The organism is Candidatus Culexmicrobium sp. (assembly GCF_058356305.1).
Genome location: NZ_JBTVBB010000015.1, coordinates 18,926 through 39,316, shown reverse-complemented (window position 1 = coordinate 39,316; position 20,391 = coordinate 18,926). Strand labels below are relative to the sequence as shown.

General features: G+C 34.4%; 19 protein-coding genes. 9 read left to right on the top strand and 10 right to left on the bottom strand.

Translation table 11 applies throughout. The features are described from left to right. Position 1: 1 nt before the first annotated feature. Positions 2–1,042, bottom strand: coding sequence for a flap endonuclease-1 (gene fen, locus ACW8TM_RS04310; protein WP_491532047.1), 1,041 nt, complete (start codon positions 1,040–1,042; stop codon positions 2–4). Between the two features lie 142 nt (positions 1,043–1,184). Here fen and ACW8TM_RS04305 point away from each other — a divergent pair, with 142 nt between their 5' ends. Then, positions 1,185–1,931, top strand: coding sequence for a phosphoribosyltransferase family protein (locus ACW8TM_RS04305; RefSeq protein WP_491532046.1), 747 nt, complete (start codon positions 1,185–1,187; stop codon positions 1,929–1,931). Positions 1,932–1,965: 34 nt separating this feature from the next. Beyond that, positions 1,966–2,196 (top strand): hypothetical protein, encoded by a 231-nt coding sequence (locus tag ACW8TM_RS04300; protein WP_491532045.1) that lies wholly within the window; start codon positions 1,966–1,968, stop codon positions 2,194–2,196. On the opposite strand, the gene ACW8TM_RS04295 is transcribed toward ACW8TM_RS04300, so the two are convergent. Continuing rightward, positions 2,186–3,574, bottom strand: a complete 1,389-nt coding sequence (locus ACW8TM_RS04295; RefSeq protein WP_491532044.1) for a M48 family metallopeptidase — start codon at positions 3,572–3,574, stop codon at positions 2,186–2,188. The two genes, ACW8TM_RS04300 and ACW8TM_RS04295, sit on opposite strands and share 11 nt — an antisense overlap. A 95-nt stretch (positions 3,575–3,669) precedes the next feature. Here ACW8TM_RS04295 and ACW8TM_RS04290 point away from each other — a divergent pair, with 95 nt between their 5' ends. The 6 genes from ACW8TM_RS04290 to ACW8TM_RS04265 all read left to right on the top strand — a co-directional run bounded on the left by ACW8TM_RS04290 (position 3,670) and on the right by ACW8TM_RS04265 (position 10,132). After that, complete coding sequence (locus tag ACW8TM_RS04290) at positions 3,670–4,449, top strand: LamB/YcsF family protein (RefSeq protein ID WP_491532043.1); 780 nt, start codon at positions 3,670–3,672, stop codon at positions 4,447–4,449. A 2-nt stretch (positions 4,450–4,451) separates the two neighbouring features. Next, on the top strand, positions 4,452–5,174 hold the full coding sequence (locus tag ACW8TM_RS04285; protein ID WP_491532042.1) for a biotin--[acetyl-CoA-carboxylase] ligase: 723 nt from the start codon (positions 4,452–4,454) through the stop codon (positions 5,172–5,174). A gap of 109 nt (positions 5,175–5,283) precedes the next feature. After that, positions 5,284–6,540, top strand: coding sequence for a molybdopterin molybdotransferase MoeA (locus ACW8TM_RS04280; protein ID WP_491532041.1), 1,257 nt, complete (start codon positions 5,284–5,286; stop codon positions 6,538–6,540). Position 6,541: 1 nt separating this feature from the next. Then, entirely contained in the window at positions 6,542–8,527 is a 1,986-nt protein-coding gene (locus ACW8TM_RS04275) for a molybdopterin biosynthesis protein (RefSeq protein ID WP_491532040.1), read from the top strand. A 38-nt stretch (positions 8,528–8,565) separates the two neighbouring features. Then, positions 8,566–9,453, top strand: a complete 888-nt coding sequence (locus ACW8TM_RS04270; RefSeq protein ID WP_491532039.1) for a DUF362 domain-containing protein — start codon at positions 8,566–8,568, stop codon at positions 9,451–9,453. A gap of 4 nt (positions 9,454–9,457) precedes the next feature. Then, positions 9,458–10,132 (top strand): metallophosphoesterase family protein, encoded by a 675-nt coding sequence (locus ACW8TM_RS04265; protein WP_491532038.1) that lies wholly within the window; start codon positions 9,458–9,460, stop codon positions 10,130–10,132. 93 nt (positions 10,133–10,225) lie between these two features. On the opposite strand, the gene ACW8TM_RS04260 is transcribed toward ACW8TM_RS04265, so the two are convergent. Genes ACW8TM_RS04260 through ACW8TM_RS04250 form a run of 3 tightly spaced genes read right to left on the bottom strand, consistent with a single transcriptional unit; the run spans position 10,226 to position 13,168 of the window. After that, positions 10,226–10,990 carry a hypothetical protein gene (locus tag ACW8TM_RS04260; protein ID WP_491532037.1) on the bottom strand — a complete coding sequence of 255 codons (765 nt, stop codon included), beginning with the start codon at positions 10,988–10,990 and terminating at the stop codon, positions 10,226–10,228. Positions 10,991–11,036: 46 nt separating this feature from the next. Beyond that, a complete protein-coding gene (lysA, locus tag ACW8TM_RS04255; RefSeq protein WP_491532036.1) occupies positions 11,037–12,329 on the bottom strand; it encodes a diaminopimelate decarboxylase in 1,293 nt (430 codons plus the stop codon). An 11-nt stretch (positions 12,330–12,340) separates the two neighbouring features. After that, positions 12,341–13,168 carry a M55 family metallopeptidase gene (locus ACW8TM_RS04250; protein ID WP_491532035.1) on the bottom strand — a complete coding sequence of 276 codons (828 nt, stop codon included), beginning with the start codon at positions 13,166–13,168 and terminating at the stop codon, positions 12,341–12,343. A gap of 78 nt (positions 13,169–13,246) precedes the next feature. Here ACW8TM_RS04250 and ACW8TM_RS04245 point away from each other — a divergent pair, with 78 nt between their 5' ends. Beyond that, positions 13,247–14,191, top strand: coding sequence for a TIM barrel protein (locus ACW8TM_RS04245; protein ID WP_491532034.1), 945 nt, complete (start codon positions 13,247–13,249; stop codon positions 14,189–14,191). Positions 14,192–14,193: 2 nt separating this feature from the next. On the opposite strand, the gene ACW8TM_RS04240 is transcribed toward ACW8TM_RS04245, so the two are convergent. The 5 genes from ACW8TM_RS04240 to ACW8TM_RS04220 form a co-directional block, all read right to left on the bottom strand. Further along, the gene (locus tag ACW8TM_RS04240; protein WP_491532033.1) at positions 14,194–15,348 is read right to left on the bottom strand and encodes a hypothetical protein; all 1,155 of its coding nucleotides are present in this window, start codon (positions 15,346–15,348) and stop codon (positions 14,194–14,196) included. 2 nt (positions 15,349–15,350) lie between these two features. Further along, on the bottom strand, positions 15,351–17,207 hold the full coding sequence (locus ACW8TM_RS04235; RefSeq protein WP_491532032.1) for a glutamate mutase L: 1,857 nt from the start codon (positions 17,205–17,207) through the stop codon (positions 15,351–15,353). A gap of 141 nt (positions 17,208–17,348) precedes the next feature. Continuing rightward, positions 17,349–17,747, bottom strand: coding sequence for a hypothetical protein (locus tag ACW8TM_RS04230; RefSeq protein WP_491532031.1), 399 nt, complete (start codon positions 17,745–17,747; stop codon positions 17,349–17,351). A 58-nt stretch (positions 17,748–17,805) separates the two neighbouring features. Beyond that, the gene (locus tag ACW8TM_RS04225; RefSeq protein WP_491532030.1) at positions 17,806–19,614 is read right to left on the bottom strand and encodes a PINc/VapC family ATPase; all 1,809 of its coding nucleotides are present in this window, start codon (positions 19,612–19,614) and stop codon (positions 17,806–17,808) included. Between the two features lie 57 nt (positions 19,615–19,671). Then, a complete protein-coding gene (locus ACW8TM_RS04220) occupies positions 19,672–20,349 on the bottom strand; it encodes a DUF47 domain-containing protein (protein WP_491532029.1) in 678 nt (225 codons plus the stop codon). Positions 20,350–20,391 lie beyond the last annotated feature (42 nt).

The following is a 20,391-nucleotide window of genomic DNA, read 5'->3' as shown; positions in this document are numbered from 1 at the left end:
TTTATCGGTTAAGCCATTTAAATAACTCATGTTGATCAGTCTTTATCGCCTTGATACTTTTATGGGCCTTTTCCAATCTTACTATTGCCCTTTCCACTCTCCCAACATTAAACTGTTTTGATAGCAGAAAAGATTTAATTTCATTTAAATTTGGTTCTTTAAACTCAATTTTGTAATTATCAATTGCTGGAGGATTTAAGTATAAATTTCTTATCGAATCAATGTCAAAATCAACTTCTATTTTTAATGCTTTAACTACCTTTTCAAGTGAGCCATACATTTTTATTAGTTTTAAAGCCTTTTTTGGACCTATACCCTTCACTCCTTCATTATAATCGGTTCCAATTAATATGGCAATGTCAATTAATTGTTTTCTAGTTATCTTTAAGTTACGTAAAGTCTCATTCAGTGAAATTAATTCAGGACGAAGTTTTTTGAAAACTCCTTGTTTAGGATAGAATTGTCTACTTTCAATAGCTAAATTTCTAATTAGAAATGGTGTTCCAAAGAGTATGGAATCATAATCCTGTGAAGCTGAGGCATAGACATCTCCTTTCTTTGCCATATATGCTGCTTGAGCCTCACCTTCTGATGGAGCTTGAATCCACGGAAACCCCATTAAGTCGAGTAGATATTTAGCCTCATTAATTATTGAAGTTGTAACTTTTGCAGTCATAACAGATTTTTTAAAAGCCTTTTCAATTTCACCTCTACTCAATGCTTCAAACCATTCTTTAGTAAACTTTTCTTTAATCTTTCTCCGCTTCTCTAATTCCTTCAACTTAAATTTTGGCGGTAAACCATCAAAAACATATACAGGTAAAATGCCGTTTTCAAGGAGACTGATACTCCTATAAAGAAGACCAACAAGATGAGAAGTTATATTTCCATTTGAGTCCATTAACGGTAATCCAGTAGGTAACCGAATTATTGATAAAAACTGGTACAATGTATTTAAAGCATCAACCGCAATGGTATGACCTGATAAATACTTTAAGCTTATATACTTCCTAGTCAATAGTCGACCAATATTCGAACTCATTTCCTAAATCATCTTTAAAAACTTACACTTAAATTTCCATTGGAAAGTAGAAAATCAAATATGATAATATAAAAGTTTTACATGCATAAGGCTATTAATAGTGAAAACATATAATAATTTTAACTACTAACGGTGAAAGAGAATGTCCACAAGGTTCGACAGCCTTAAAATAAGGTTGATGACTGTAGAAAAGTTGAGACTTATCAAGAAATCTTATCCTTATAGTGAACTAGCTAAGTATACTGGACTTCCTGAAGCTGTTTTATGTAGATACGTTAGGGGTTCAGTTCTGCCAAGTGAAGAAACCGCTCTGAAGCTATGGAAGGCACTAGAAAAACTTGAAAGTTTAAATTCTCTAATTATGAAGAGATTAAGATTTACACCTGACGGATATATTGACATTAGTGGTGTAATTTATGACCCCTATATTTTAACCCATACAGCACAACATGTATGTATGAAGTTTGCAGGCCATAGAATAAATAAAGTTATGACAGCAGCAGTAGATGGTGTGCCATTAGCAACAATGGTTTCAAGTATACTAGAGGTACCTCTAGTTGTAGCTAAGAGAGCAAAGGATGTGGGTATTAGAGAGTTTATTGAAGAATCCTATCCATCGGAGAGTCCAGCAAAGTTAACTACACTATATATTCCTAAGGGGTCAATTAGATCTGTAGACAGCGTATTAATTGTAGATGATATTGTGAGAACAGGTAAAACATTAAAGGCATTAACAAATCTAGTTAGAAAGTCTAGAGGGAAATTAGAAGGAATCTTTACTTTAATGGCTATTGGAAGAGAATGGAGAAAAAGAATTAATGTAAATTGTCCCATTGAAGTTGCCGTAGTAATAGAGAAGCCAATTAAACGGAAAAGAAGAAAGTATTAGTAGTAATAATTCTCTCAAATATAAAGCAATGAGAATGAAAGGATATCCTAAAAATTCTGATATAAGAAAAGCAATCCATAAAGCATTCAGAGAAGGAATGGTTTGGAAACCCGAGGAATTATATGAAGTAATTTTAAAGGAATTGGAAAGAATGGGGATGAAAACAAGATATGTTACTGAAAAAAGAGTATGGAAAAACTATGAAATAATGGTTCAAAAAAAGTGGATTCCAGACTGGCTTAATGTAATTAAACTTAAGAAGTAATAGTAGAAATAAACCCAGAAATACAATCTTTAGCAGATCTTAAAATAAATGACTTAGGTTTCCTCTTTAAATCAATTTTTTCAAGCCTTAAAATTCTAAAATAAACAGGAGGATGAGGATCCCAACCAATCCATCTTTGAAGCCTATAACTTTTATACCTCTCATAGAAAAGACGATGAAAACCTATTTTCATTAAAGCATTAATTAAAGTTTCATGGGATTTAAGCTTATATGCAGCTTCTAGGTCAGCTCTAGCCTCTAAAAATTTAGCAACAAAATATAAAGCAGTTATTGAAAGGAAGAAGTATATTAAATCGAAGGGCCACTTCAAACCCCATAAAACATAAACTCTAACAAGGTATTCAACACTAGTAAATAAAAACAATAGCAATGGATCTCTATTCACCGCATGACTCAATTCATGTCCAATAACCGCCTTTATCTCATCATCATTAAGAGTTAAAGTCAAACCAGTAGTTACAAGTAAATTCGTAAATCTCAATAAAGGACCAGTAGTAGCAGCATTTGGTATAAAGGTGTTAGCAATAACTATTTTAGGTACCGGGACGCCATATACCTTTACAACTTCCTCAACTAAGTCATATAAATGAATAGTTCTAATATACACCTTGCTTGGTGGACAATTAATATTCCATCTTTCTAAGACTTTACTAACAATATTAGGGGAGAGAGACAATCCTTTACCTAATGTCTCTTCATAAATTCCACGTTTAATATCCTTAATTTCACTCCATCTCTTTGTAATAAGCTCTCTAAAAACATGAATTGGAATTTTACATATAGCTACATGAATATCCCTATTTTCAGAGGTTAGGATCCAGTCTCCAACATATGCCAATAATTTTGGAGCAGACAAGAATAATATAAATTGAGAAGCAACAATTACTATAGGAGCATACTCCCTAAAAACCACGAATACCAAGTATCCAAAGAAAAGTAAAACCAAGTATAGTATTAAAAGATTACCACTAAAAATTTTAGCTAAAATTTGTTTACCAACAGAGAGCTGCCTTAAAGGAACTATGGGAAGACCGGGAATAAAAACTAACCCCAATGTACCCTCATTGGAAAGTCTAGTAAACTGATAAGTGAAAAATTGAAAATCAATTGCAAAATTAAGGAAGACATGAATTGAGACAGGTTTAGACGAAGTTATTATAAGCTTGGGTTTTCTCTCAGCAATCAGGTTTATATTATAGCTTAAATTTCCATCCCTATCTATAAGAGTCAACTCTAAAGTTTTAGTTACATCTGAAATTTTAATCGAAGAAATATTCCTACCATACTTCTCTACACATCTACGCTCAACAAAATTCAAATATGGAATAAAATGCTCAGGAAAAATTTCAAAGCCCAATTCATACTTCTTCTCAAATTCTGAGATCAACATTCATATTCAATTGATAGATAATCCCTTATATTTGTAGAGTATAAGCTAATTTGGGTGGAATAATGGCATATCTTATCGATCTAAACTGCGATTTAGGGGAAAGTTATGGACGATATAAGCTAGGATTAGATGAAGAAGTCATGAGATATATTACGTCAGCAAACATTGCATGTGGTTTTCATGCAGGAGACCCTTCAACCATAAGGAAAACAGTAGAGTTAGCTAAAAAATACAATGTAAAGATAGGAGCACATCCAGGCTTACCAGATCTACTGGGCTTTGGGAGAAGATGGATCGAAGTTAAGCCAAGTGAAGTAGAAGAATATATATTATACCAAATAGGAGCACTAGAAGCATTCGCACGGATATCCAATATGAAATTACAACATGTAAAACCCCACGGAGCATTATATAACAAAGCAGCAGTAAAAATGGAAATAGCAGAAGCAATAGCGAAAGCCATCGCCCAATATGACGATAATTTAATTCTTGTTGGACTAGCCAACTCAAAACTCATCCATGCAGGAGAGAAATATGGATTAAAAGTGGCGAGAGAAGCCTTTGCAGATAGAGCATATAACCCAGATGGAACATTAACACCAAGAAAAATTAAAGGAGCAGTAATAGAGGACCCAGAAGAAGTTTTAGAAAGAGCAGTGAACATGATTGTTAAAGGGATTACCTACTCAATAAATGGAGAAATCATTGAAATAGGTAAAATAGATACACTATGTGTTCATGGAGATACACCTGGAGCGGTAGAAATAGCCAAAAAACTATATGAAGAACTGCCTAAAAGAGGGATTCAGTTAAAACCAATGTCAACAATAATACTTAAATGAAAATGAAAATATACAAATTCAATAAAGTAAAATCAACACAAGAAATAGCCAGAAGAATAGCATGTAAAACAGGTGAAAATAACTTCATAGTAATTGCCAAAGAACAAACAGGAGGCTATGGAAGATATAAGAGGAAATGGCATTCACCCATTGGAGGCTTATACACATCAATTGTCTTAAAAATAGACACAGAAAACCTAAACATAATACCATTAGCAGTAGCATTAGCAGTGAGAAAGGCAGTAAGCAAAATATGTAAAATAGATGTAAGAGTAAAGTGGCCAAATGATATTACAATAAACAAAAAGAAGCTGGGTGGAATAATAACTGAAGCAATATTTATCGGCGAAAAACTAAAACACATAATAATAGGTATAGGATTGAACATTAACATCAAATATGAGCAACTCCCTATGGAATTAAGAGGAAAAGCAACATCAATACTGATAGAAACAGGCAAAAAATTTAGTATAAAATTAATATTAAATGAAATCATAAAAAATCTAATTGAATATAAAAAATTAATTGAAAGTAATATGGAGAAAAAAATTCTAAGCGAATGGAGAAAATATGACGTTATACTTGGAAAAGAAGTTAGAATCTTCAATGAAGAAGAATTAGTTGGCTATGCAATTGACATAAAAAGTGATGGAGCTCTCATATTGAAAAAGAAGAACGGTGAAATAGTGGAACTCTATGCTGAAGACGTAAGCATCAAAACATAGAAAATTAAACCCTTATAATATAATTCACTCCATAACGTCATTTCAGTATAAATAATTTCAACCTAAAATTATAGAATAGCTAAGCTTAGACTATAATTGGAGGAAAACAATGGCTATTATTGGATTAGGATTTAAAAAGTTAACTACAGTTAAAAATGCAATAAATAAAATTAAAGATCACATAAAGTATAAAATAAAAGAAGTTGAAGAAGTAAACTTACTCTCAAGTTTAGGACGCATATCCGCAGAAGAAATTAAAGCCTCTATAGATATTCCACCCTTCGATAGAGCAGCAATGGATGGATATGCAGTAATAAGCGAAGATATAAGAGGAGCTTCACCAACAAATCCAGTCCTATTGAAGATTGTAGGGAAAGTTGAAGCTGGTGAAGTAACTCAAATAACTCTAAAGCAAGGAGAAGTTGTCGAAATATCAACAGGAGCAAAAATTCCAGAAGAGGCAGATGTAATAGTACCATATGAAGAAGCAAGAAGAGTAAAAAATTACATTGAAGTTTATAGGTCACTCCCAAAATGGAAAAACATTGCAAGAAAAGGAGAGGATTTGAAAAAGGGAGAGATAGTTCTACCTAAAAATCAAGTGATAAGAGCATGGGATATAGGAGTACTTGCATCACTAAACATAGCTAAAATAAAAGTGTATAGAAAACCGAGAATAGGCATTTTATCTACTGGAAGTGAATTAATAGAACTTGGCAGTAAAATTCAGCCTGGAAAAATAATTAATAGCACAAAATACATGCTAGCTGCATTAACAATTGAAAATGGCGGAGAATATATTGATTTAGGGATTGTTCAAGACAATATAGAAGAAATTTGTACAAAAATTAAAAATTCAATAAAAAAATTAGATATGATAATAACAACTGGAGGCACATCAGTAGGTAGAAAGGATTACACAGTAAAGGCGATCAAGAAACTTGGAGCAAAAATACTATTTCACGGTATATCAATAAAGCCAGGTAAACCAACGGGAATTGCAATCTATAAAGGTAAACCTATAGCAATGTTATCGGGATTTCCAGTAGCAGCACTAGTAGGATTTGAAGTTTTCGTTAAACCAATAATTGAAATAATAAGTGGAATAAAATTTTTACCACAACCCAAAATAAAAGCTAAAATAACTAGAAGAATAGCATCAACTCCAGGTGTAAGAGATTTCCTAAGAGTAAGAATAACTAGGAGAGATAATGAATATTATGCAGAACCACTAAAATTGACAGGCTCGGGTATACTGTCAACCGTAACTAAAGCTAATGGCATAATAATAATTCCAGAAGAAGTAGAAGGACTTGAAGAGGAGGAAGAAGTAGAAGTAATTTTGCTCAGAGCATTGGAGGAATAATATGACACGCAGAATATTTCATAAATTAGTGAGCATAGAAGAAGCCCTCAACATCATATCAAGAAAAATCCCATTAAAACCACTTGGACAAGAGACAATTGAAATATCAAATGCACTTGGAAGAATATTAGCTGAAGACGTTATTGCACATATAAACTTACCACCATTCGATAGATCTATAATGGATGGATATGCAGTAATAGCTGAAGACACTTTTGAGGCAGATGATCACTCACCAGTCAAACTTAAAGTGATAGGTAGAATCGAACCAGGAGAAGAACCAAAAATAAGAGTAGAACATGGAAGTGCATTAGAAATATCGACAGGTGCTGCAATTCCACCAGGAGCAAATGCAGTAGTAATGGTTGAACATACAAGGAGAGTTAATGATATAGTCGAAATATTTAAGCCAGTTGCACCTGGAGAAAACATTGCCTATGCAGGTTTAGATTTAATGATAGGAGAAAAAATTCTTAGAAAAGGAACAATACTAACTCCAAGAGAAATCGGAGTTCTAGCTGCACTAGGTAAAAATAAAGTTAAAGTATATCGAAAACCTAAAATCCCAATAATATCAACTGGAAAAGAATTAATTAAACCAGGAAGTAAACTAAAAAACTACAAAGTCTATGATGTAAACACATATGCTATTTCAGCTGCAATAGAAGAAGCAGGCGGAAAACCCATAATGCTAGGAATAGTAGGTGACAATTACAATGAAATAAAAGAGAAAATTGAATTAGCAGTTGAAAAAGGAGATCTAATATTAATCTCAGGAGGAACATCGGCAGGACTAGGAGACATCGTATACCGAGTCATGGACGATATCTCAGAAATAATAGTTCACGGATTAAAGGTAAAGCCTGGAAAACCTACAGTAATCAGCATAACCAAGAAGAAATTAATAATTGGATTACCTGGATGGCCAGTTTCTGCACTAACAATCTTCAACCTAATAGTAAAACCAATAATACAAATACTCTCTGGAAGAAAAAGAAAAGAAGAAGAACAATACAAAGAAGTTAAAATAGCATCAAGAATAATCCCGGCAAAAGGAAGAATGAACTTAATTCCTGTAAGCATAATTGTAAATGAGAAAGGCGAAGAAATAGCATATCCATTATTGAAACATAGTGGAGCAATTGCAACATTAACTAGAGCTGATGGATATATAATAGTACCTGAAAACATAAGTTTGATCGAAGCAGGAGAAAAAGTTAAAGTAAAACTATTCAGTGAAAAAATAAAACCACCGCAAATCTCAATAATTGGAAGCCACTGTCCAGCACTAGAATCATTAATCGAAATTATGGAAGAAAAAATTGGACAGATAGATGTAAGAATAATTAATATAGGATCACTAGCAGGATTAATGTCAATAAAAAGAGGAGAAGCGGACATAGCTGGAATACATTTACTAGACGAAGAAACCATGACATACAATATACCATACATAATAAAGTATGGTCTAAAAAATGCAGTACTAATCAGGGGATATATTAGAGAACAAGGATTAATAGTAAAGAAAAACAACCCAAAGAAAATAAAGAACATTAAAGATCTACTAAGAGAAGATTTAATCTTCATTAATAGAAATAAAGGTTCAGGAACAAGAATCCTACTAGACTATGAACTAAAGAAACTAGCAGAAGAAGAAAAAATACCATTCAAGAAAATAGTGAGAAGAATAAAAGGATATGAAATAGAGGCAAAAACACACTCCTCAATAGCAACTTCAATAGTACTCGGAAAAGCAGATGTAGGTATAAGCATTAAAACAATAGCAGAAATATACAACCTAGACTTCATACCAATAAGAGAAGAAAACTATGATTTCCTAATAAGAAAGGAGAGTCAAAAGAAAAAAATTGTAACAAAATTCATAGATACACTGAAATCAAAGGAATTTAAGAAAAAGTTAATAGAAATGGGCATGAAAGTACCTCAAAATATTGGAGAAATTATCTGGAAACATAATACACAATAATTTATGTTAAATATGATTTCACCCATATAATTGATGTGATGAGTAAAGTTGCAGTTACAAAGAGTAAAGGACACTATCATGGTGTAAAAAATGTATTAGAATTACTAAAGAAAGAAATAGAGGAGGAAATAAGCAGGAAAAGACGAATAGTAATAAAACCCAACTTCGTATCCACTAAAGTCGAACTCTCAGCAACACATGTAAAAGCAGTAAAAGCGCTATTAGACTTCTTAACAAACTATACTTCTTCTAAAATTATTATTGCTGAAGGGGCAGCCTCAGCAAAAATAGAAGAAGGCCTAAGAAACTACAACTATTATAATGAGCTTAAAGACTACAATGTAGAATATGTCGACTTAAATGAAGACAACTATATCACAATAAAAGTATGGAATGAAAATCTAGAAAAGAAACTAAAAGTTAGAGTTGCCAAAACTGTTGTTGACAGTGACTTTAGAATTTCAATATGCAGACCAAAAACCCATGACACTGTAATTGTAACACTAACAATAAAGAACATTGCAGTTGGAAGCTTAGTAAACCATGATAAATCAAAAATTCATAGAGGATATAAAGCAATTAATTTAACTATCGCAGAGCTAACTAAACTCGTAAAACCACACTTATCAATCATAGATGGATATGTTGGAATGCAAGGAAATGGTCCAGTTTCAGGAGAAGCAATAATGTCAAAATTCGCAGTAGCTGGATTAGATCCAGTTGCAGTTGATGCACTTACAGCTAAACTAATGGGTTTCAATCCTCTAGAAATAGGATACCTATACTATCTAAATAAATGGGGAATAGGCAAAGCAAAAATAGATGAAATAGAGATTATAGGAGGAGAAATTGAAGAATTGTCCATTAAATTTAAACCCCATCGAACTTATCTCTCACAGAAGAACTGGAAGATAGAGGATAGGTGAAAATATGGAAGTAAAGTTATTGGCAATCACAGATATCCATGGAAATCTACAAACAACATCACAAATATCATACATAGCATCAAAAAATGATTTCGATGCAATATTAATTAGTGGAGATTTATCTCCCTTCATGTCAATTGAAACAGCCATAGGAATCCTCAAAAAATTGTCCGAAGCAAATAAACCAATATTCTATGTTCCAGGAAACATGGATGATCCCAAGCTAAAGGAAGGAGTCAACGTTGAAGGAACAGAATGTATACACAGAAAAATCATACAATTTAAAAATCTAGAAATTATAGGTGTGGGAGGAGGACTTGTCGGACCCTTCAAAACACCCTTCGAATATACTGAGGATGATTTCAGAAATATATTTGATGAAATTTCACGAAAAACATTTTCAGAAAATATTGTTTTAGTGACACATAATCCACCATATAATACATCTACCGATAAGCTAACTTGGGGAGAACATGTTGGAAGCATAAGTATAAGAAGATTCATAGAGGAAAGACAGCCACTATTAAACGTTTGTGGACATATACATGAAGCTAGAAGTATTGATAAAATTGGACGAACAATAATAGTCAACGCAGGACCATTAAGGTATGGATATTATGCTCAAATAACTATACATGACGTAGACAAAATAGATGTAAAATTAATGAAATTAGATTAAATCAGCCATTGGAGTCACTCATCACAGGTCAGAGCTGCAATGGATCATCATCAAATAATCATTAGTCAACTTGAAAAATAAATCTTAACTAAATTAGAAAGCCCTTTCCCTAAATAATTTAATCATCAACAGATACTTCTCAAGAACAAGTTTCTTCTTATACAATAATTCCTTAATGCTGGGAAGCTCTTTACCCCCCAATATCCTTTCCACTAAAATTAATGGCCTAATAGTTAGGGCAACTTGACAAGGAGCACCCTCAATAGTCGATTTTCTTTCCTCCTCTTCAATCTCTGGAAAACCCTCTAAAACTTTAGGTCTACCTCTATGTGTTAGAATTGAAATGGTCCTGTCAATTTCACATTCAAGAAAATCAATCAATGAATCCTCATTTTTAAAGCATCTTAACGCCATCTCAAAGACACGTTCTAAATTCCTAAAAATTGAAGCATAAATTTTAGCTTTAGGTTTTCTTACATTCCATATTAATGGCTTAACAGCATCATATCCATAATAACAGTCATAGAGATAATTTAAGTATTCATGATAAACAATAGCTTTCAATTCATTATAATTATAAGTCAATATTTTCGCTGCATTTAATTGAATTGTTGGGACTAACACGTTAATTTTGGGATCATACTTATATGTGAAACCTGAAGAAAATGTTAAAATTAATTTTCCATTAATTCGTTTAATCCAGTTTGCTTTGTGAACTTCAATATCAGCTATAAATGGAATTTGAGTATCACGTTCAAATTCTTTAATAATTTTAGGAAGCCACTCATCAACAATAAACTGAACTTTCTCCTTCAAATCTTCTTCAATTTCACCATAGCTAACTACTCTTATTCTCAAATACTCCACCAGTTAAAAATTTGTAAATCTATATAAATTATGTTTCTCATCTATAGTTTAAGTCGCACATGAAGATATCGGCATAAGTCTCTCTCCGCCGTATCAATCGAACAGTATCATTATAGATCATAACTATGGGAGCTCTAGGTCTACAATTATACTGACTAGACATTGAAATTCCATATGCACCAGTATCTAAAATAGCCAAAATATCACCTACATCAACTCTTGGAAGATAATAATTCATTGCAAATACATCTGCACTTTCACAAATAGGTCCTGCAACACTATACTTTATAGTTGCTGGAATATCGAATTTATTTACAACTAAAATCCTGTGAAAAGCATTATAAAGTGCAGGTCTAATTAGATCATTCATACCTGCATCAACTAGAATCCATTTAATTTCACCTACTTGCTTAACATAATTAACTCTAGTTATTAACACTCCAGCATCTCCAACTAAGTAACGTCCAGGCTCCAAAATAATAGTTGAATCTTCATCAAAAATATATCCAATTTTTTCAGTTATAACTGGAAGAACATTTCTACAATAATCCTTAGGTAATATAACTTTATCATCTAAACTATACGGTATACCCAATCCACCACCAAGATCAATAGTGTCAAGCTTCAATCTTAAAGTATTATATAATTTTTCAGCAAAAGAAACAATGTTACTTGAAGCCTTCACAAAAGGATTCACATTCAATATTTGTGAACCAATATGCACGTGAATACCTCTAACACGAATATACTTTGACTTCAAAGCTAACTTGTAAGCTTCAAAGGCTTCATTAACATCCAAACCAAACTTATGAAACCTCATACCTGTACTGATATATCTATGAGTTTTAGCTGGCACATCAAAGTTAACTCTAACTCCTAAATTAACTTGAATATTCATTTTAGATGCAAGATCATTAACTATTTTAAGTTCAGACAAGCTTTCAATATTTAACAATCTTACATGAACAGTTATAGCATCACTAATTTCATTCAACGATTTACTGACACCATTGAAAACAATCTTATTAGAACTAACTCCAATTAACCTTGCAGCATATAACTCTCCACCCGAAACCACCTCTGCACCAGCACCAAGCTCTTTAAATAACTTTAAAATTGCAAGAGTTTGATTAGCCTTATATGCATAACAAATTAAAATATTTTTCCAATATTCCCTCAATGCATCACTAAGATCACTATACTTCCGTCTAATCCTACTACTTGAAAACACATATAAAGGAGTACCGTATTCTTCAACTAAATCTATAACCCTTACACCCTCAACATACAATTCACCATTCTTAACGTTAAAGATAGGATGGAGAGACATAGATAACCCTCTCAAATAGTTGCTGAAGCCAAATAAATCATAGCCCTCAAAACTTTAAAAGCAGTTATGAAGTCACTTTCAACAAAGCAAACTTTTCTTCCATCCACTCTCTTTACATTTGGAATCAATTCTGCAATTTCAGCCATTCCAGAATTAACAAATGTTACTTCAACATTAAATGGAGAATTAAATCTAAATGGTTTAAAGTCACTTAATCTCCCTAGAGCCCTCCTAGCAGCCTCCCTAATCCTCTCATAGACAACATCTGGATGAAGACAAACAGCGGCATAACGCCCTACAGCCTCTTTAACAACAACATACTCAACATTACCTAAAAGATCTCTAGCTTCATTAACCACTGATCTATCACCAGTAACCAATACTACAGGGACATTAAAGTAACCTGCAATAGCAGCGTTAATACCAACCTCTCCAACTGAAACTCCATTTATAGAGACATCAGAAATAACTTTACCAGAAATAGTATGATCTAAAACACCAATCTTAGTTCCACTCTTAGCATGATATCCAATAAAGAAGACTGCATCAAAAGTAGAATCAATCCCATGCATCATAGACAAAATCTTAGGAGAACCAGTCAAAAGTTTAGCTTTAGGATTCAATTGATCAATCAATATATTCCTCATAGTTCCATGTGAATCATTTACAATTATTTCATCGACATCAGCATACAAAACACCTTCAATAGCTGCATTAACTTCACGAGTCATAAGCTTTCTAGCATAATCATGTTCTCTACCTGTTCTACTTGTATGCTCAGAATGCACAATACCAGAAATACCCTCCATGTCAACGGAAATGAAAACCTTAAAACCCATAGTTTACCCCCATAAATATTATTTATCTACATTATGAATATACATTTAAGTCACTCCAATTAAGATGAGCATGAGACGGTGATAAATACGCTTAGATTAGGGGTTTCAGGAGTAAATTTAGGCAAGACAAGGAAAGATGAAAAAATAGACTTCAAAGCGATTATAAATGAATTTACAAAATTAAAGAACATCAGTGGAGAAGTTGACGAATTAATATTCACAGATTGTGTACTTGGCGAGGAACTTTCAGAAAATCTAATTCAAAGAGGATTAAAACTTTATCCCAGTTTAGAAGAAATGAAGAAAATTGGAGAATTAGCTAAGAAAAAAGGAATTCAACTTGGAGGACATGCATCATTTCTAGTCAATCTGGGATCACCGAGTAAAAAAATTAGGAAAGCATCAAAAGGACATATTACAGCACTCTGCAAAAGAGTGAAAGTTGCAGGAGGAATTTATGCAGTTACTCATTTAGGATTTCTTGGAGAAAAAACAGAGTTGGAGCTAAAGGAGGAAATAGCTACAGAGCTGGAAAAAATAATTAATCGAATCGAAACTCAACTTCTAATCGAAAATACTGGAAAAAGAAAAGGAATTGGATCGCTACCATTTATAATTGATTTAGCTGAAAAAATAGGAGTAAAAATTTGTTTAGACTGGGCACATCTACATGCTTATGGTAGAGGAATCATACGAAGCAGTGAAGATGTAATAAAAGTTATAGATAAAATCGAAGAAAGACTAGGAAAATTTGAAGACTGGATTCCAGTAATGCACATTTCGGGAATTAAGTATGGTTATGGAGGAGAACTGGAACATTTAGGTCTTAACGAATCTGACTTACCATGGTATGATATTATTAGGGTTCTAAATGAGTGTGGCATAAATAGTATAATCATCTGTGAGAGCCCTAGGAGATGGGATGAAGACTTAAGACTTCTTAAAAAAGCAATCTTAGGAGAAAGAATAGAGATCAAAAAAATTGGTCAAAGATCTATCCTAGACTGGATTGAAAAGCGCTAACTCTACCATTCAAATAACTCTACATTCGCCCTAGGCACAATTACTCTCCTACCATCTTCAAGTTCAATTTCCACTACTCTTACAGGAGACTCAGTTTCAACTTCCTGCAACTCTATTGGCAAACTTACCACTGTTGCCAACGCACCGAAATAGGGAGCTCTTATCACTCTAATCTTCGTTCCAGGTTGCATGCCACCTACATAAATTTCCTCTTCTTCTGGAAGCTCTAGAGGATTAATGTCCAATTGAGGAACAATTATTTCCGGACGTATAACTCCAGCTCTAATTTGTGTTGCACCATTTATAGCCGCCAATTTACCCTCATTCTTTTTAAGTAACTCGAAGGTTTTCTTAGCCATTCTTACCCTTCCGAAACCTTCAGTTATAATTAATGTTAATGGGATGTCTTCATGCCCCGTTATTGCAACACCAATCTCATATCCAAGGAAATCTGAAATATCCTTAAAGTCTGCTCCCCCAATCACAACTCCCTTTGCACCAACCTCCATAGCCTTCTTTAAGGCAGCACTTGAAGCATAAGAGCCACCAACAATTATTTTTCCTTCACAAGCAGAAGTTATCTTGTCTAAAGTTAATTCATCACGCGGAGAGTCTACAGCTACGTAAATTTCACCGTGTCTTTCTCCACCAATTCCAAAAATACCCTCAATGAAAGTAGCTGCACATTCAATGACAACACCCTCTTTAGGTAAAATCTCCGTCACAATTCCCGGTATGTAGGCGTCAATTTCGATTGGAATGGGAGGCTCTCTAATAATTACTTGACCAGTAACACTCGATATATGTTCAATATAACCATCTACAGGGGATTTAATTTCCGATTTAATAAGTCCAAAGAAAGCCCTGTACATTGCAATTATCTCACCCGCCTTGACTTCATCTCCAACCTTCTTCTTCATATAAAGTGGAAGTTCCTCGGGCTCAACACCTAGAATAGCCGCTGCACTTATCAGTTTTATGTCACCTGGAAGCTTAGTTCTAGCTACAATATCATTATAATTTACTCTTTCACCTTCCTTGACTAAAACCTCGCCGGGAAGGGGAAGCCTACGCAACTTTTTAACTCTAAATAGTGGTGAAACCCTCAAACCAGGAGTATACGCATGTGCAGAATGACTAGATTTAGTTGAACTCATCTCTAAATCTCCTCCTTCTCTAATATTTCATCAGGATATGCATTAAGAGCCTTAAACCAGGAAATTAACATTTTCCTCCTTGTTTCAAAGTCCTCTGGTAAAGTTAATGGTCTACCTCTAGCATCAATTATTATTCCAGCTGCACCACCCCAGACTTCAGCTTCCCTCTTTTTACCCTTACCAGCACCTACATCAAAATCTGATGAAGGCTCTATGAGAACCTTTGCAGTTTGATCTGCTGGTAGTGGTATTCTATCAATGTATCCATAATTAACTACCTTTTCCACTGTAGAGCCATCAGGCATATAGGCTGTTACTTTAACCGCTGGTCCAGGCTTCTTTGCATGTCCATCAAGTGCAATACAAGTACCCAACTTAACTATACAGTCCCTCTCAAAGATCTCCATTGCAGCTTCAGGATAAACTGTTGATAATACGCCTAGGTGTGGCATCATGAATATACTGTCACACATCAATCTAGTTACACCTTTAACTTGGAAAGCATCAATCAAGATTAATGCTGCTTGCTGTCTTCTAGGTGTATGGGATAGTAGTCCTCCAGTTCCCCCAACAAATTGGACATTCATCATATCAATGTAGGTTTCCTCCTCTAAGGATTGCTCGAATATGTCAGCAATAGTTCTTCTTCTCTGAACACCCCTTAAACCTCTAGCTAGCAATTTATGATGCTCAAATCCAAGTCTAATGGCCTCCCTCGCAACTGCATGTTCAACTATCAAGTCGTCTAATGTTTGTGGAAGTGTTGTGGGTCTAATCATCTTGTTTGCTAGCCGATTTCTAAGCTCCCTTTCATCCATTCTAAATGGAAGCCATCGCATAATGTTTTTAGCACCAGCCTCCTTCAATACATTGCATATACTATAACTCATACCGAGATTGGCACTTACAGTTCTAACGAATTTACCTTCATAAACTGAGTAAACATTAGTTGTCGCACCGCCCAAGCCCACACCTAATACATTAATCTTCCACATTCTAGCAATTGTTCTAAACATCATTCCTTCACCAGCAGGTGTAGGCATTACTGGAGCCATGACCCATTCTGTAAGCTTGTGATATCCAGGAGCATGAGCCATTACGTGTTCCATGAATAATCTATGAATAGCGTCTCTCGCAGGTTCAACTACTTCTACTTCAAGTACAGGTCTAATGTTATCAACAATAGTTAACTCAAATTTGTCGCCTAAAACTTCCTTGACATGTGAACGAGCATCCTTATTTCCAGCATAGACTATTGGGAGCTTATAACCAAGACCGAAACGTGGCTTTGGTTCAGCTGCTTTAATCAACTCAGCAATTTCAACTACGTGTCTTATTGTCCCGCCGTCAGTTCCCCCTGCCAGTAAAATCATGTCTGGCCGTAGGAAACGCATTCGCTCAATTTTCTTGTGTGGAGGTCTGCCATCATCAATTGCCATTACATCCATAACTATAGCTCCAGCTCCTAGAGCAGCTCTCTCAGCACTCTCAGCAGTCATAGTCTTAACTACACCGGCAACCATCATTTGTAAACCGCCGCCAGCACTACTGGTTGAAACGTAAAGATCTACTCCAACATTTCCACCCTGATATGGAATAATTATTCCAGTTCCATCATCTCTCAATATTTTATGACCAGTTAACTCTTCGACCTCTCTAATCGCATTTCTAAGTCCCATAGTAACATCTTCAAATGGTTTTTCAACAGTTGTAGGTGCTTCACCAGCACATATAAATCTCCAGTGACCATCAATTTTCTTAAAGAATCTAGCTTTGGTAGTAGTACTGCCAACATCAGTTGCTAGTATAACCTGCATTTTTGATACATCTAATTTTGAGAGATCATACCGCATTTCCATGTTCACCATCTACCCTGCCACTTATAAATCTAAAGCTCAATTACATTTTTAAGATTTAAGTCTTGCCATAAAAACTTTAACGGTTATGAAAAAGGAAAATTTAAATATAAAAAATATATCTAAATAATCAAAAAATCATAATTAAGAAGTACTTTTAGCTGTCAGTAAGAGATAAGCGTTATGTGCTGATTCATTGATTGCACCCCTCAAAATTAGAATCTTTAAAACCCAAAGCAAAACGATAATCGCACTAACAATAGTATAAGTAAAATCAAGTATTGGAAACAAAACAGCTAATATTAAAACTATAAATGAAACCCCTAACCTATATCCAAAGCGTAATACATTTCCATCAGATATAACATAAATTTTAGCTTCACCAAACATATCACTATAAATTAAATCAAAACCACTCTCTCTAGAAACCTTCAATTTAAATCCACGCCTAGCCATCTCATCACTAAATTGTTTGAGAAAGTCATCCTTCCTATCATGTAGACCAGGGAAAACTCTCTCACTAAGAGTTATGTGAAACGACATTATTACACCATTAAAAGGCAGATAAATAATAGTATTAAAGATTACGGTTAAAATACAATTAAACAAAAAATCGAATATTCCTACCAGTCTCTAAAGCCCTCGAAAGTATACTTCCAACTTCACTATTCAATTTAAATTTAAGCCTCCCCCTACGATCTAAGAGTGCATTAGTAATAAATTCATTATCAACATAAACTGAAATAGATCTCTTAGCAAACTCCTTACCAAAATCAAAAATAATTGAAGACTTCGTCTCCCTAATAGTATAATTCAATAACTCTCCTCTATGCTCAGCAACTTCCTCCTTAGGCATAAGTTTTATTCGAATACCTAAACGTTTCTCAATTTTACTAATAACCTTACCATTACGACCAATAATCTGAGGCATCAAGCTTCTTCTAACTCTAACCACAGCCAACTTATTTGAAAGCATCTCAACTTCAGCATCCCTATCAAACTGCCTGAACAAAGACAGCACCCTATCACTTATACGCTTAAGAGATTCACGCCTAAAAGAAACTATTGGAACAACAATTGTCTCTTCACCAAAAGTGTAAATTTCATATTCAACATTACCAGTCTCGAAATCCCTAACTTCAATTACAGGCCTAGCCAAATCTTCATCAGCCATACCATAGGGAACCTTAACAGTTAATGAAAGCTCATAAACCTTTCTAATTTCACCATCCTTAATGAAAATAACAGTGTCAATAACTTGAGGTATCACACCTAAATCCACTCTTCCCAGAAATCTTTGAATCGCATCAATAGGACTAGATGCATGAACAACACCGACCATCCCTACACCTGCCAATCTCATATCAACAAAAACTTCAAAATCCCTAGACTTTCTAAGCTCATCAAATATAGTGTAATCAGGTCTAACTAAAAGAAGAATATCAGCAGTCTTTGTAAAATCACCCTCCAAGGGAGCATACTGAGTAATTTCAGGTCCAACCTGCAAGTCTCTAGGTGCTTCCATAGTCTTCACAATAGCATTTTTCTCCTTATAATAAAACTCAGCTAAAGCAGAAGCAAAAGTTGATTTACCAGCTCCAGGAGGCCCACAGATCAATATACCCTCAGCCTTCTCGAGAAATCTATTTTTCAACCTATCAGACAACTTGTAATCGTCTAATGTAACCTTGACAATAGGTCTAACAGCAGTAATCTCGATACCATCTGAGAATGGTGGACGAGCAATGGCAATACGATATTCACCCAACTGAATAACCATTGCACCCTGCCTACTTATCTCAACAAAGGCATCACTAGTAAACCTTGCACGCTTCAGAATATCTCGAATAATATACTCCAACTCAGCCCGAGTACAAGGAGAATCTCTTATCTTAACTAATCGCCAATTACCCGGTCTCCCTCTCTTAGCATGTGGTGGAACACCCTCCTTCAAATGAACACTCATAGTATTAGGCGAAAAGAAGTCTTCAAGCTTAACCTTAACTTTAGGTGCCTCAGGTTCTAGATACATAACCCTTAAACCCTCAGCTTCAGCCACGAGAGCTTGAACATAATCACTAGTCAATAAGATAGCATCATACTCACGAGCAACATCCCTAATCAATGCATCAATTCTACCCTTACGAGCCAATTGAATATCTTCAAGCGAAGGACGTCTACCAACACATGTAACCTTTATATCATCCCTCCCCTCAGCAATCTTTCTAACTTTAATTACCTCTTCTAATCCAAGAAAACCAATTTCACGACCAATAGAAGCTTGAGCTTGAAGCTCATCTAAAACAGCTTCAGGAATAATTATCTCAACATTAGATAGAGATCTACTCTCCACTAATCTGGAGAGTTTTCCATCAATTAATATACTAGTATCTGGAACTACTTTTTCCACATAATTCACCTTAAAAGCAGATAATAATTCAAATATTTAAATTTAGACCTAAACACTTTACACTCGAAGTATAGATATTGCCCTAATAACGTCAGCTGTATCTTCAGCTCTATCAGAAATCATCTCCATACTTTCAACAGCCTCTTTAACTATCAACCAGTGACTAACCCTACTAGAAGTATCAGCCCACTTTAAAATCTCCGTAATCAAAATATTCCTATGCTCATCAATAGCTTCCTCTAATCGCTCAACTTTGTCTGCGGCAGCAATAGCCTTCTTAGGCTCATCAATTAAAGTATCGAGGGCAGTTTTAAGCTCAACACCAATCTTATAAACTAAATCAGCCATCTTTTTCAATGCATCCTTAACCTTCTCAGGTATATTAGTCGGTTTAGCTAAACACAACTTTCTAGCAGAGGACTTTGCATATGCAGCCAAATCATCTGCAGTTAAAACCAGCCTCATAATATCTTCTCTATCAAATGGATGAAATGGACCTTTAGCAAGCTCTGATAGAATCTTCTCCTTAACATCATCTGCTTCACGTTCTCTATCAAAAACCATTTTATACACTTTCTCAGCCTTATCAAAATCCTCATCACATATAGCATATACAACATCTCTCATCGCAGCGATAGTAGAAACAATAGTTTCTAAATGGACTCGAAGAATCTTTAAAATTTCAATTTCCCTTTTCTTACCAAACCATAATGCCGAGTATGTAGGTTTGAACACTAAATCGCCTCCACGAGAAAATCAAAGTAGCCTAGCATAATA